Annotated in this window: 11 protein-coding genes; 2 read left to right on the top strand and 9 right to left on the bottom strand. The window is 59.3% G+C overall.

The features are described 5' to 3' along the window. Nucleotides 1-89: 89 nt before the first annotated feature. The 5 genes from CXY77_RS00285 to CXY77_RS00305 form a co-directional block, all read right to left on the bottom strand. Nucleotides 90-473: a transposase gene (locus CXY77_RS00285; RefSeq protein WP_104129382.1), complete on the bottom strand. Its 384-nt coding sequence runs from the start codon at nucleotides 471-473 to the stop codon at nucleotides 90-92. 354 nt (nucleotides 474-827) lie between these two features. Continuing rightward, nucleotides 828-2,891, bottom strand: a complete 2,064-nt coding sequence (drt3b, locus tag CXY77_RS00290) for an antiviral reverse transcriptase Drt3b (protein WP_140425424.1) — start codon at nucleotides 2,889-2,891, stop codon at nucleotides 828-830. Then, nucleotides 2,888-4,270, bottom strand: coding sequence for an antiviral reverse transcriptase Drt3a (drt3a, locus tag CXY77_RS00295; RefSeq protein WP_104129384.1), 1,383 nt, complete (start codon nucleotides 4,268-4,270; stop codon nucleotides 2,888-2,890). The genes drt3b and drt3a overlap by 4 nt, the downstream gene beginning before the upstream one ends. A gap of 439 nt (nucleotides 4,271-4,709) precedes the next feature. Further along, nucleotides 4,710-5,384, bottom strand: coding sequence for an O-methyltransferase (locus CXY77_RS00300; RefSeq protein WP_104129385.1), 675 nt, complete (start codon nucleotides 5,382-5,384; stop codon nucleotides 4,710-4,712). A 108-nt stretch (nucleotides 5,385-5,492) separates the two neighbouring features. Further along, nucleotides 5,493-6,218, bottom strand: coding sequence for a bifunctional 2-polyprenyl-6-hydroxyphenol methylase/3-demethylubiquinol 3-O-methyltransferase UbiG (locus CXY77_RS00305; protein WP_104129386.1), 726 nt, complete (start codon nucleotides 6,216-6,218; stop codon nucleotides 5,493-5,495). A gap of 408 nt (nucleotides 6,219-6,626) precedes the next feature. On the opposite strand from CXY77_RS00305, the gene CXY77_RS00310 reads away from it, so the two are divergent. Beyond that, nucleotides 6,627-8,789 (top strand): transglycosylase domain-containing protein, encoded by a 2,163-nt coding sequence (locus CXY77_RS00310; RefSeq protein ID WP_158252717.1) that lies wholly within the window; start codon nucleotides 6,627-6,629, stop codon nucleotides 8,787-8,789. A gap of 546 nt (nucleotides 8,790-9,335) precedes the next feature. After that, nucleotides 9,336-10,079 carry a class I SAM-dependent methyltransferase gene (locus tag CXY77_RS00315; RefSeq protein ID WP_104129388.1) on the top strand — a complete coding sequence of 248 codons (744 nt, stop codon included), beginning with the start codon at nucleotides 9,336-9,338 and terminating at the stop codon, nucleotides 10,077-10,079. Nucleotides 10,080-10,452: 373 nt separating this feature from the next. On the opposite strand, the gene CXY77_RS20425 is transcribed toward CXY77_RS00315, so the two are convergent. The 4 genes from CXY77_RS20425 to CXY77_RS00335 all read right to left on the bottom strand — a co-directional run bounded on the left by CXY77_RS20425 (nucleotide 10,453) and on the right by CXY77_RS00335 (nucleotide 13,213). Beyond that, nucleotides 10,453-11,070 (bottom strand): hypothetical protein, encoded by a 618-nt coding sequence (locus tag CXY77_RS20425; RefSeq protein ID WP_233197135.1) that lies wholly within the window; start codon nucleotides 11,068-11,070, stop codon nucleotides 10,453-10,455. Nucleotides 11,071-11,345: 275 nt separating this feature from the next. Then, nucleotides 11,346-11,762: a hypothetical protein gene (locus tag CXY77_RS00325; protein ID WP_104129389.1), complete on the bottom strand. Its 417-nt coding sequence runs from the start codon at nucleotides 11,760-11,762 to the stop codon at nucleotides 11,346-11,348. A 198-nt stretch (nucleotides 11,763-11,960) separates the two neighbouring features. Continuing rightward, entirely contained in the window at nucleotides 11,961-12,716 is a 756-nt protein-coding gene (locus tag CXY77_RS00330) for an SDR family oxidoreductase (RefSeq protein ID WP_104129390.1), read from the bottom strand. Continuing rightward, on the bottom strand, nucleotides 12,713-13,213 hold the full coding sequence (locus tag CXY77_RS00335; RefSeq protein ID WP_104129391.1) for an Rrf2 family transcriptional regulator: 501 nt from the start codon (nucleotides 13,211-13,213) through the stop codon (nucleotides 12,713-12,715). Before CXY77_RS00335 ends, CXY77_RS00330 begins: the two co-directional genes overlap by 4 nt. Nucleotides 13,214-13,567 lie beyond the last annotated feature (354 nt).

Genomic DNA, 13,567 nt, shown 5'->3' on the forward strand with positions numbered 1-13,567 from the left:
TGGCCACCAACGGGCAGATCTCCTGGCCGTCAGCGGGCAATTCCGTGGCCGCCTACGGGCAGCTTCTCATGTCCGCCGACACGCCCTGCTCACGCAGGACGCCACAAGTCAGCTCGACTCCATGGCCGTTCGCCTTCATCGAAACGATGAACGCGACTATGGACGGTTGCGAGGGTCGAGCTCCCTGAGCTCAAGAAAGACGCCGCTGCTTTCAGGATCTCGTTAGTTTCCCGAAGATCGCGGTTTTCGCGCTTGAGGCGCTTGATCTCCTCGAGCTCTTCGCTCGTTGGGCCGGTCCGTTCTCCCGCGTCGGATTGCGCCTGCCTGACCCACTTCCGCAACGTCTCCGGGCCGACGTTGAGCTTGGGGGCCAGTTCGCGGCACGCGGCCCACATCGACGGGTAATCCTTCACACGATCAAGCGTCATACGAACCGCTCGCTCACGAACCTCATCTGGGTATTTCTTGGGCATAACCGAATCCTTTCACTAGAAAGGAAGCGGCAGGAAATCAGGGACGGTTCAAGCTCGACTCGGCGACACTTCTTCTCCGTGAAGCAAAAGAAAAAGCGTGCGCCGACGCACCCGATTCAAATGGCGTCGTATTGGGGCCTGTTTGTATTCTTGGAACCTCAACTGTCGCAACGCCGACCAGCTATTGCCGAAGGTTCTCGCGCCGGTTTGGCTCCAGCTCATGGTTACGTCGCCTCTACGCCAGCGTGCACAACCACTTCGAAAAGAATAAGTTGGGGATTCGATGGCGCTCGTCCCCGCGCGCCGGTGTGTGGTCGGAGCCCGGAGGATCCTGTCTGCGCCATGGCTGCATGCTCAGTATACGAACTGTGCGGACTTAAGAAGTAGACGCTCGTAATAGTTGTCACTCGCATTCCAAGAGAACATTGATGGCTCCTGCCGGCTCGATTGCAAGGAGAGAACCTTGCTCAGCGAGTAGTTGTGCCCCATCACGTTGGCGATTTCCTGCGGCCAGGCGCCTGGGAAGGTCGGCAAGCTGAGCATAAGGATCGCTCGCGCTGTCTGGTCTTCTTGGTGGTCTTTGCCCCGCTCGATCAAGCTCTTTGCGCGCTGGAGTAACCGCGTTTTGAAGTCGCTGGTAGTGCGTGGCTCAGAGAAACGCCTTAGCAGGGTGAGTACGCCGAATGCGTCGAGATCCTCTACGTGCGTTCCTCGGCGATCCAGGATCGCCAGCAGTGTCTTTTCCGGCACTGTAGGGTCCAGATATATAAGGCAGTCAAGGAGGAGAAGTGTATGTACACCGAAGGACCGTTCGTCATTCACCGCGGTGAGTTGCGCGATGATCTCGCGGCAAACACGGTCGCGAAACTGGCGAGTCTCAAGCGTGCCGAACTTGTTCACCTCGAGCTCCCCTAACGAAGCCGCGACCATGCGGGTCAGCTTGACACTGTGGGAGACCGAAGGTGCGCCCGAGTAGATGAAGACCGCGACGTCGAGCACCTCCACCAAGTACCTGACAAGGAGCACATGTGCTCTGTGGAGCGCCTTCTGGTCACCAGCTTCGGAGACATGCTTAAGGTAATTCCGGTACCTACGCACGGTCTTGTCCCGGCGACGTCCTAGTTCGTAGAGATACGAGTTAGCGAGTTCTCCGTGCTTCAGCTCCGTGTCGATGAGCAGCGCTTTGTAGTCCAAGATCGCCTGTTTTGCGGAGAAGTATAGATTGGCCTTGAGCGGGTCTTCCTCGGAGTCATACTCGCACTGGGTTCGCTGTTTTAGTGCTTCTCGCATGCGAACCTTTGCCACCGACATATGGGAGGCCAGCGGAGTATCGAAGTGGTGTTGCTTCTCGTCATTGAGATGCAGTTTGAAGATTGCAAGTTGCGCTGTCAAGATTTCCTCGACGAGTTCGGTGTTCTGCGCGTCGGCAAGGAACACGAAGTAGTCGTCGACATAACGCATGATCTCGTAGTGCGTTCCGCGCAGGAGACTTTTCTTCTCGAGTTCCTGCTCAACTCGGACGTCCACTTCTTGGAGAATGATCTCGGCGAACACGCGCGATAGCTCGGGCCCGATGATGATCCCACTGGTCTCCGCGTAGTTGAGGTACTGCATGAGATGGTCGAACCTGCCGCCGAAGGTGTCGGCGGTCTCACGCTGCATGTTCTTGCTGGCGCGGATTCCGTTAGTAACCCAGGAGACAGTGTGGGTATAGACGCTATCGAAGCATTTAGCGACGTCTGCCCGCACAAGTCGCGGATACTTCCGTTCGCAAGCCTGGAATTCAGGTGACGAGTAGAAGCGGTTGATGTTGTTGTAACGCCGGTAGCTGAAGTACGACGAGACATGCGAATACTCCAGGTCCGATTGCTCTACTCCGAACGATTCTGAATCTTTGATGCCGTCGAAAACGGAGTCCCGCTTCGTCTGCAGACGCGCAACACGGTGAGGGTACCTGATCGAGTAGCTGCTCCGATTCGTGTAATAGAGAATCGAGTCGCGATACTCATGGATGAACGACGCCATCTGCACCATCGAATGCGGGTGGGGAACCGCCAGGTTTCGGGATTTCCCGTTGTTCCGTCGCGAACGGAATTTGTAGGGGTGCCGCAGATCGCACTTTGCACCACCACCGTCCGATAGAACAAAGGTCCTTCTTGTGGTTTTGTCCCCTTTCTTCCCCGTGAGCCTCCCTGTTCCTAAACCGATGGGGTCGAAAATGAGTCCAAGCCATAGCGTCTCTGATGTGTCGAGTCGACCGTCGAGCACTGAGAAAGAATGCTGGCTTTCCCACACGAAATCGAGTCTTCGTAGAAACTCGTACAACCGGGTGACGTCAAAGGGAAGGGGCACTTCGTAGGGCAGTATCTCGGAAGTAAGTGCGCGCAACCGGTCCCGTTTAGCTCGGCGATACTTCATACACCCACCTCTTTCCAGATGCGAACGATCTGCTCTATGCGTTTCTGCCGTAGTCGAAGGAATGGCTTGCTCGCGAACATCTTTACGAAAGAGATGTTCTCGAGCCTCTTCCTTACTCCGTCCGTCATCTTGGAATCGTACGCTTCGAGGAAGGATTCAAGGACGGCGTCGAGCTCCTCGAGCTCGGACGCACCCTCGTCCAGGGCGCTGTTGGAGTGGAAGAGCCCGATGGCGACGTTACTTTTTGAGTTGAGTAGTTTCGTATTGCCCGCGAGATAGCGCACTCGATCAACGAGCACCCCATCATGTCCGTGATTAGGATTTGTCTCACTTGGATCCGTGCTTACCCATCGTTCCAGGGCAAGGTCAAGCCGTTTCATACGACGGCCCTTCCGGTTTTTTGTTAGCCCCGTGACCAGCTTGTCCTGGCTCCGTACGAACCGGTATCCGAGATACTCAAGCTCGTCAGAGTTTTTGTAATTACCTCCGTCGTCAGTTTTTATGACGCGAGTCTTTTCGTTCTTGGTCTTGAGGCCCATCTTTTGCAATTCACCAGCGATTACGTGCTGCACCGCCACCAAGACCTGATCGTTCTCTACGACAACGACAACGTCATCGACGTACCGAGCGTAGAAAAGCACGCCGAGATGCATCTTGACTTTGAGATCGAAATCGCTCATGTATAGTTCCGCTAACTGGGAGCTCAACCCGACACCTCTGGGAAGACCCGTCTCATTTCCCGTGATCGCCTCGTACTCAGAGAGAAGCTGCCGCGCGAGTTGAGCGCTGACGCCGTCTAGGGTCGACGGCCGAGCCAAGCGATCGATGAGTGTCGAATGCGGAATGGACTCGAAGAAGTTCTGAACGTCCATTTTGTAGATTGCGTGACCGTACCCCTTATTCAGGGCCTCTTTGAGGGCGCGTACGATGCTATTGCGGTTCGGAGCGTCTATAGAAGCGGCGCTCTTGATTGCTGCAGCCGCCTGTTTTGCGGGAAACAATATCTCTAATGCAGGATCGATACAGTACGTCGGCTTAGTTCCCGCCACGGGGCCTGGTCTGAGCACAAAACTAAATATGCCTTTGCCCAATTTTTCTTCGAATGAGGCCAGGGCTTGATGAAGCGCAGACTCCACCGCTTCGTCGCGATCGTGTCGGAGCTTCTGACGAACCTCCCGGTACTTTTTGCGTATCGGCTCGCGGGCGGGATCATCTCGCTCGTATTTGGATATCGCTGTTAGGAACAACTCACGCCGCTTCTGCAAGGAGCGAGTTGCCCGCCTGACGTCGGGGTCGAGCCGGCCGATGTCTTTGCCACGACGGTTCTCACGCTCAGCGAGCTCGATGAAACTCCGAAGGGTGTATCGCGGTGCGCTCACGTACGCAGCCTAAACCGAGTAGACCCTTTGTTTCGACCATGCTAAGTGCCGTGATGTTGCGGACGGTGACCCCGATTGATCCGCAAGAGACTTGCGCCAATGCGTTTCTGGCCTAATTAATACCCGAACGAGTCGCTACCGCTGGTGGCACGACGCCTTCCTCGATATGTCTTATAACCCTAGGGATGCGAAACGTCTCACGCCTATGTCTTGGCTCCCCCGCGTTCGCCGGAATCTTGCGGTGGGCCGATTCTCATAACTACGTCGCATAACCGCATGCCTGGACCGTGATACTCGCCGTTGGTTATGAGACACCCCGGGAGCAGAAATGACGAAACTCAGCGGTGTCATTTTTCGAATTCGTCTGCACGAATGTTCGTACTCGCGTGCACACCTCGCTCCAGCCATCGACGAACCTCAATTCCCGTAAGGGGAACGTCTATCGGGCACGTCGGATGATCGTGAAGCCATCCCAGCCTTTCGAGCCGACAGTCTGCAGCGATGTGGCTTCAAGACGTGAGTCGCTCGCGATGTCTGCCAGAACTGATCGAACGCCCTGCACCCTGTCATCGGCGCTGTCCGGGTCGATTACGGCGCCGTTGCGCACGACGTTATCGATCACGAGCACGCTGCCTGGATGGGTCAGTTCTATCGATGCCCGGAGGTATTCGGGGTTACTGGGTTTGTCTGCGTCGATGAATACGAAGTCGAACGATTCGGTTCCCGCGTCGATGAGGCGCCTCGCCGATTCGCTGGCAGAGCCAACCAGGATCTCGACTCGGTCGCTAACGGCCGCTCGTTCAAGATTGGCGCGCGCCGCGGCTGCATTTTGTTCTTCCAGTTCGAAGCTGACGACGCGTCCATTTGCGCCAACCGCACGGGCAAGCCAAATAGTGCTGTAGCCGGCAAGCGTGCCGAACTCGAGGACCCGCGACGCGCCGATCATCTCGGCGAGGAGCGCCAGCAGCTTGCCTTGGTTCGGCGCAACCTCTGCCTGAGGCATGGTCGTCTCCGCCCCGGACTCACGTGCGGCGATGAGCGTCTCGTCCTCCTCAACGAGTGTCTCGACGAGATACTCGTCCACCTGACGCCAAGTCAGCTCACTTTCGTACATGCCAAGTCCCTCCTCTGATTCTCTGCCACTCAGCCTTTCACACCAGTCGCCACGGCCGGAAGCCGAACGTCTACCGGCCGTAAACACAATCCGCGCGCGCTCAGCGGTTTACGGCTTGCGAGCTTGAAAAACCAAGGTCGTGTCGCTTCCTTTGAATGGAGTTCTCACCCAATCTCCCCAGACCGCTTCGACAGTAAATCCGGCTTGTCGCAGCTCGTGTTCGATGGTTGCTCGGTCACGAAACGCGAGGGTCAGTGCTTCGACCACGTGATGGCCCGTGCGCTCAAATAAGTTGTGGAAGGTCAACGAGACGTGACCGTTCGGGCGCAGTCCGGATACTTCGGCCCACTCCGTCAGCGGCCCATGCTGCGTCTCACGAGTGGTGGATTGTGCGACGTCCCACGTCTCCCAAGCTCTGGCACCGGGATTGCGGCTTTCGAACGCGACGACGCCCCCGCGACGCAGAGCGCGATTGATGTCGGCCAGCGTGCGCGGCCAAGCGTCGCCTACGATGTGCTGTGCCACGTTACCGCTCATCACAACAAAATCAGCGTTGCGCACGTCGATGTCACGGGAGTCGCCGAACATCCACCGCGCCCGGTCCGCGCCCGGGCGGTTCCGTGCGTAGTCCAGCATTGTCTGGGATGGGTCAACGCCGAGCACGGACCGACCGTGCCCTGCGAGAGTGACCGTGAGGATGCCAGTTCCGCTGCCAACATCGATGATGCTGCGTGCGCCGAGTTGGTCGGCAAGCTCGCGGTAGAAGTTGTGGTCGGGTCCGTCGGGATTGTCAAGGTCGTACAGATCCACGAGCCGGGAGTCAGAGGCAGCCATCTTGTACAAATACTATCGATCCGAAGATAATCGTCCGCATGCCGAACCCTCTGTGGGAATCGGGACTATTACGCGAAAGCTGCGCCCAGAGCCAGCCTGATGAGTAACGAAGTGGTGGTGGCGCTGCGCAATCTGGGGGGCTGTCGTACCGTCGGAGCAGGGCAGAAGCACATATGACCTTCTCGGTGTCGCCCGACCAGCCGCCCGTCATCACCCCGGATACAATCAGCATTCCAGAAATCCGGTCGTTCCACTCGGTTTGGCATGGGCGGTTCTCGCGGTCCTTGGCACACTCTACCGTCAGCTCGATGGGGCCTCGAAGTAGTCCTGCGCAGTCTCACATGCTTCACATTCGCGAGCATAGGGAATGTTTTCAGTGCCGCTGTCGTACCCGATAGTCTCGCCATCGTGTCTACTAAACAGCGAAAAGCGATTGGCGCCTTGGGGGGTCTTGCTGGTTTCATCGGCCTGAGCATCGTCGTCGGTGTTCTTGTTGCCGCTGCGCTCACCCCGGCCGTCGCCGTTTCCGGCATAGCTGTCACGAACACCATCAACGTCTTCGAAACGCTGCCGGAGTACCTCTCGATCGGTCAGCTATCGCAGAAGAGCAACATTTGGGCGTCGAGCAACCGCGAAGACCCGGTGGGCAGCCGGGTGCTGATGGCGTCGTTCTACCAGCAGAACCGCGTGGAGGTCGCTTTTGACCAGATCAGCGAGTACGCCAAAAACGCCGCGATCTCGGGTGAAGACCCGCGTTTCAACAAGCACGGCGGCATCGATCTGCAGGGCACGTCCCGCGCCGCGATTGGCCTGCTTGCCCCGGGCCTGGGCAGTGGCGGCGGCGGCTCGTCGATCACCCAGCAGTACGTGAAGAACGTGTTGGTGCAGAAGTGTGAAGAGCTCTCCGATGAAACCGAGGCGGACGTTTGTTATGAGGCCGCGATCACCGAGACCGTGGACCGCAAACTCAAGGAGATGCGCCTCGCGATCGGTGTCGAGAAGAACTATGACAAGGACGAGATCTTGCGCGGTTATCTGAACATCGCCGGCTACGGAGGCACCGTCTACGGCATCGAATCCGCCGCCAACTATTACTTCAATACCACCGCGGCGAACCTCACCCTGCCGCAGGCCGCGAGCTTGGTCGCCACCGTGAACAGTCCGGTGAAATACCAGCTCGACCGCCCCGACAGTGAGACCAACGGGGTGGCCAACGGTTATGCGGCCAACAAAGAGCGCCGCGACTACATCCTCGGTGAGATGCTTGAGTACAAGAACATTAGCCAGGAGGAGTATGACGCTGCCGTCGCCTCGGTCATCGAACCGACCATCACCGCGCCGAGTACTGGATGCCAGACGGCCGGCGCGAACGCGTACTTCTGCGATTACGTGACCAAGGTTCTGCTCAACGATGAGACCTTCGGAGCGGATGCTGAAACCCGCCTCGCCGCGTTTCGCCAGGGCGGCTACGACGTGTACACCAGCATCGACCTCGAGCTGCAGGATGCCGCCGTCAAAACGTTGGCCGAGAACGTGCCGCAGACCTACGCCGGCTGGGATGTGGGAGCAGTCGTGACGAGTGTTGAGGTCGGCACCGGCCGCGTGCTGACCATGGCCCAGAACAAGGAATACAGCCAAGACCCCCTGCTGGCATCGTCTGGGACCAAGTACACGGGCATGAACTACAACACCGACCAGAACTACGGTGGCTCCCTCGGGTTCCAGCCTGGATCGACGTATAAGGTCTTCACCCTCGCCCAGTGGCTCAATGAGGGCCACTCGCTCAACGAGCGCGTCGACTCCCGCCGTAAGGCGAACTGGGGCAACTTTCAGGACAGCTGCCTCGGCAGGCAAAACTGGGACTACGACACACCACCCTTCAACCCGCGCAATGACGCGAATGAGGCCGGGGCCAATTACAGCGCCCTCCAGTCGACCCTTGGCTCCATCAACACCGGCTTCATCGGCATGGCCAAGAAACTCGACCTCTGCGGCATCCGCAAGACCGCCGAGGCCTTCGGTATTCACCGGGCCGACGGCAACGCCTTGCAGCAAGGCGCCAGCGCCGTGCTCGGTACCAACGAGATTGCCCCGTTGAGCATGGCCGTCGCCTTCGCTGGCATCGCCAACAGCGGCGAGACCCACAGCGCCGTGGCCATCGACAAGATCATCGGCTCCGACGGTGTCGAACTGCCGATTCCGGCATCCAAGGTGACGCAGTCCGTCGAGCCCGAGGTCGTCGCTCGCATGATCTATGCCATGCAGCGCGTGATGACCGGGGGTACCGCCACCGCGTCGAACAGGTCAACGTTTCCGAAGGTGCCGATGATCGGCAAGACCGGAACCACCGACGCGAGCAAGGACACCTGGATGACCGGTGCCAGTACCAAAGTCGCTACTGTCGCCGGGGTAGTGAATGTGAGCGGTATCGCCCGCAGCCAGCGCAGCACGTTCTTCTCAGGTCTTCAGGCCGCCACCGCCCGGCACCGCATGTGGCCCGATGTGATGAGCGTCGCTAACGCCAAGTACGGCGGAGACGACTTCGCCAAGCCGACCAAACCCGTCAGGTAGGGCGTTCAGATCACCGTCCCCGACCTGCGGGGCGAGAACATGGCATCCGCCCACTCGACCCTTAAAACGGCCGGCTTGCCCATGCCTACGGATAGTAGACACGATCCCGACAGACAACGCACGCACCATCAGGATCCCTCGAATCACCATCCCGAAGTGGATGGAACTTCGTGGGGTGGGTTCGACACTGCCGTGAATCGGTACCGGCTGCGGCGTTGCTTACCGGCGACGCGCGTCTGTCCCGGCCCAGATTCAGCGTGCAGGCAACACCTGTCGCGAGCGAGGGAATCCGAAACCGGAAACAGCAGGATTCCGCCGACAACGATGACGATGGCTAGGAGGCCGAGCGACATCCAGGTCGATACCGTCACCGCATGCGAGGTCCGAGGCGGTTTCGAGCTCATATCTATCGAATGTCAATAGATATAGTCGCTCAGTCGATTTCTGTGTGGCCGTCTCGAACGAGCCGATCTAACGCAGGTGGCGCTCGTAAAAGCCGGCCTCGTCATGGAAGCATGCCCAGGCCGGCCGTGCAAGGCTTACGTCATGGCAAGCAGTAATGCTCGAAACGTCCAGGCGGGTTCCTTTGGCGCGGCCGCCGCTGAGTACGAAAGAGGGCGTCCGTCTTACCCGTCTGAGGCTGTCGAGTGGGTACTGCCGCACGACGCGCGACAGGTTCTCGATTTGGGCGCAGGCACCGGTCAGCTCACTCGCCAGCTCGTCGAGAGGGGCCTCGACGTGATCGCCGTCGAGCCGTCAGCAGGCATGCGCAAGGAGCTGTCGCGGCGGTTGCCGCACGTGTCAGTGCTCGACGGCCGAGCCGAGGATGTTCCTCTGGCCCTCGGCGCCGTCGACACCGTTCTGGTAGCGCAAGCCTGGCACTGGGTTGATGTTGAACGAGCCGGCTCCGAGATCGCACGCGTTCTCCGTTCCGGCGGAACTTTCGGTCTGCTCTGGAACATTCGCGACGAGCGTGAGGACTGGGTCGCTCAGCTGGGTCGACTCATGCACCAAGGGATCGAGTTGGACATGAACAGCGAAAGTCCCGATGTCGGTGGAAAATTCGCACCGATTGTTCGTGCGGACTTCTTGTGGGAGCACGTGCTCACGCCCGCGGCGCTGATGGATCTCGTGGCATCTCGTAGCTGCGTCATCACCCTGACCGGCGACGCACGAGCATCACTCCTGCGCCGAGTTCGTGAACTACTGGATTCTCATCCTGCCTTGCGGGAGCGAGACGAGATCGCCCTGCCTTACGTCACGAGGTGCTCACGCGCTAGGCGCGTCTGATCTGCGCCGGGCGGGGCTGACCAGTCCATTCCGGTGATGTGACAGTTGTGGGCCGACAGCATCGCATGCTGCAGTCAGCGTCGACCCATGAGTCATCAATACTCAAAACCGCGCCTGTTTCTCTACCAGTTCATATTTCGACCCCACGTACAACACCTCACAAAAATCGAGTGTTGCGACGACCGGTTGAATCCGCCGTTCCCCAGTGACACAACGTCGGCGCACTCGGCCGCCAAGTGCGTTGGCCCCAGATCTGTCGCGCTCGCCGTCCGGCTAGCGGGCTTCAGCGCGCGTAGATGATCACGGCCGACGCAGAGTTCATACCGAAGACAGCTACACCTAATCGGTGCGTTGCTTCCTTCCCTCCGCCCGGTCAGTGCAGCGGCGATGGCGAACCGCTGATGGAGATGGTGTTGCCTTCGCGCTCGCCGCTGAACCGGTACTCGCCCCAGCGGATGGTTTGCGACTGCTCGTGCTCGACCGCGGGCCAATCCCACCCGGTAATAGAAGGGGAGTCGGCGCCGCATTGGGGCGGGTAGGACTCCATGATCGTCGTGCAGAACACCGGTCCGTCTCCGTCATCGAGCACCATGCCGGCGAACGATTTTTCAGCGGGGCCGCTCAACGCGATCAGCAGCGCGAGCATCGAGAGCGCGAGGGCGACCGGCGTCATCGCATACCGCTCCGGTTTGGACCGGGAGATCGCATTCATCACCACGCCGAGGGTGAGGTATCCAAAGACCACCCAGATCCCCACTGTCGAGAACGCGTTCGGAAACACGTCAGCGACACCCGCCCGGTCGAGGGCGAGCAGGGCGATGAACCCGTAGATCAGGATGGAGACGCCGGAGGCGATCCGATACCCGAACGGCAGAACGCCGGGATGCTGCCCGCCCCACGCGAATCGTCCCCACGGCGCGCCGAAGGCGAGGGAAAGCTGGAAGAGAACCAACAGGCCAATCAGTGTGACGAAGGCGATGGCGGCGATCATGGATCCAAGCATATGGGCGCGCAGGTAACCCCCTTGCCGGCAGGGAGCACCTCTGCCGCCCTGTGCTTGGTTGCGCTGCCAACCAGCGTTCGTCCCGGTGAGGGTTCCCCAAATGACGCTTCAGGGTGTCCCGGTCACCGTCCGGCTTGCGGACTGCCCTTCAGGATCATCGGGTGACGGCGCTCACCGGCCGTGAACCGGACTAGGCTCACTGATTCTGCGACTGCACGAAGCCCCATCCATCCCGGCCGAGCCATTGAATCTGACGCGAGCAATCAAAGAGCGGCGTGCTGCGTCCGTTCAAGTTCAGACGGAGAGTCATGGATCGCCTCAGGCTTGACTGTGACTGCTCGCCGCCTACTTGCTCGAAAAGCGACGAGACACAGCAGCGCTGCGCCGTGGGCCATGGGCCCCCACCAATAGATGTTCATGACGAATCCGGACCCGAACTGCATTCCGATGCCGACAATGCCCAGCGTTGCAGCCAGGGCCACGCTGACGCCCACTAATATCGCCCATGCGGTCCGACTGCCGCGCCACACGCCGAACAAGATCACCGCATGGGGGATCAACCAGAGGACAGACCATAGGGCATCCTCGCCGCCAAAGTATCCGACGACTGTCAGCAGAACCGCAATCGCAAACCATACTGTTGCGCCTACGCGCGTGATGCTTTCCCACAGGCCCACCATGCAACCAGCCTATCGCCGGACGTCCGCAAAGGGTTCCCGTTGCGGGCGACTTGCTCAGCGAATCGACTTGAGCGGAATTACGCTTCAATGCGCCCGCTGGTCGTCCGGCTTTCGGGCACATCGAATGAATACGGAGGGCCCCATGCTCGGACTATGGCCACAGCGGGTGTGCGGAGTGCTTCAGGTCGAACATGGCGCTTACCCCGCCGAGGGCAGCGACGCTAACCAGGTGTTGATATCCGGTCCCAATATTGTGGCTTCAGTAGGAGCAAGCAGCACCCCCTCAGAGAGCGCGTTTAACGAGGGGCTGGCTGACCGCACCGGCCGCGAGTCCCCGCTCCGGGCTAGTACCCGGGAGGTGAGTTCAGGAAGTCGGATCCGCTCGGGCCCGGTGATGGTCTTGACGACCGAACCCGGCGCATTGAGGGCCGTGTCCACAAGGACCTTTGCGACAGCGTCAGCAGCGATCGGCTGAATGAGCCAGTCCTGGACAAGCACTTCGCTGTCCAGAAAGGAGACTGCCGAGGGGTTTGTCGCGAATTCATACCACTGCGTGGACTTCACGATGGTCGACTGAATGAGGCCGGCTGCAACAATTTCTTCTTGTGCGCGCTTTGCCGCGTAGTAGGGGAAATCGTCAAAAACGGGGTCTTCCACTCCGGCGATGGATAGAAACACCAGGTGGCCTACTCTTTGAGTGACGCAATTCTTTACAACGTTCTGAGTCGCAGTGGTGAGCGCCTCGTGCAGTCCCATCGTGGCGTCCTGGGGGAACGTATTGGAGGCGTCGATCACCACATCGACTCCGCGCAGTGCATCACTTAGTCCCTTGCCGGAGATTAGATCTACGCCAGCCGAACGGGACACTTCAACCACGGAAATGCCCTTCTTCGCAAGTAGGTTTACCGTGCGCGTGCCGGCGGTTCCGGTAGCTCCCAACACTGCGATCTTCATAAAATTGGACCAACTTTCCCGTTCTTATTCTCAACGAATTCGTTCAGATTCTTGCTGCTGACTGCGTCGACACCTTGGACGAGATCTGTGATCGAAACGGCGGCTAAGCTATGTCGCCACGCCTGCTCGGCCGTCCACATCGCGGCCGCAATGGCACACGATCCACTCGCGCGAATCTCGGCAGAATGCGGTTGAAACAACCCGTCGCACCGTATTTCCGTGCATCGGAATATCGGTCCACCGCCTTCGAGCGCTTCAACGACGTCAGCAAGAGTGATCTCAGATGCGGGACGTGACAACGTAAATCCTCCGGCCGATCCGGGCATCGAAATCAGCAAGCCGTGCCGTGTCAGAGCCTGGAGATGCTTATTCAAGTAGGTCGGCGAGAGGCCATAGACCTCCGCCAAGGTCGAATTTGCGACAGGGTGATCTTCGGTCAATCGTTCCAAGACGACAAGGCAATGCGCGGCCCACTCGACCCCTTTTGGAAGCTGCATGATGTCGAGCCTATCAACCTGGACATTTTATATCCAGATTGAAGCAGGTCGATGCAAGGGGTGGACTCTTCAGTGAACCGTTCCTTCTCTCGGGCGCTGTCGGCGTGATCGCGGCCCTCGCACGGCCTTCGCCGCAGCCCGATTGATCCACGGCGGCGTCAGCATCGGGCCAACAACGATTCGGATTCGCAGAATCCAAGTCCCGTAGACGGTTCCCCTTGCGGACTCCTCTGGACAGGAATTTTCAGTTGGACAAGCTCTGCACGCTCCTGCATTTCGTCGCGGTGTCGGCAGATCCCCCAATCGGGCCCGGCGAGCGTTCTTTGGGAGATGGCGACGCCCGTGACACCCATA

This window comes from Cryobacterium sp. N21 (assembly GCF_002929575.1).
Taxonomy (GTDB): domain Bacteria; phylum Actinomycetota; class Actinomycetes; order Actinomycetales; family Microbacteriaceae; genus Cryobacterium; species Cryobacterium flavum.

Bases quoted from the DNA above. Each gene is read 5' to 3' on its own strand.
- CXY77_RS00305 (WP_104129386.1), bottom strand. From the start codon at position 6,218: ATGGCTGCCTCTGACTCCCGGCTCGTGGATCTGTACGACCTTGACAAT.
- CXY77_RS00315 (WP_104129388.1), top strand. From the start codon at position 9,336: ATGGCAAGCAGTAATGCTCGAAACGTCCAGGCGGGTTCCTTTGGCGCG.
- CXY77_RS20425 (WP_233197135.1), bottom strand. From the start codon at position 11,070: ATGATCGCCGCCATCGCCTTCGTCACACTGATTGGCCTGTTGGTTCTC.
- CXY77_RS00330 (WP_104129390.1), bottom strand. From the start codon at position 12,716: ATGAAGATCGCAGTGTTGGGAGCTACCGGAACCGCCGGCACGCGCACG.
- CXY77_RS00335 (WP_104129391.1), bottom strand. From the start codon at position 13,213: ATGCAGCTTCCAAAAGGGGTCGAGTGGGCCGCGCATTGCCTTGTCGTC.
- drt3b (WP_140425424.1), bottom strand. From the start codon at position 2,891: ATGAAGTATCGCCGAGCTAAACGGGACCGGTTGCGCGCACTTACTTCC.
- CXY77_RS00325 (WP_104129389.1), bottom strand. From the start codon at position 11,762: ATGGTGGGCCTGTGGGAAAGCATCACGCGCGTAGGCGCAACAGTATGG.
- CXY77_RS00300 (WP_104129385.1), bottom strand. From the start codon at position 5,384: ATGTACGAAAGTGAGCTGACTTGGCGTCAGGTGGACGAGTATCTCGTC.
- CXY77_RS00285 (WP_104129382.1), bottom strand. From the start codon at position 473: ATGCCCAAGAAATACCCAGATGAGGTTCGTGAGCGAGCGGTTCGTATG.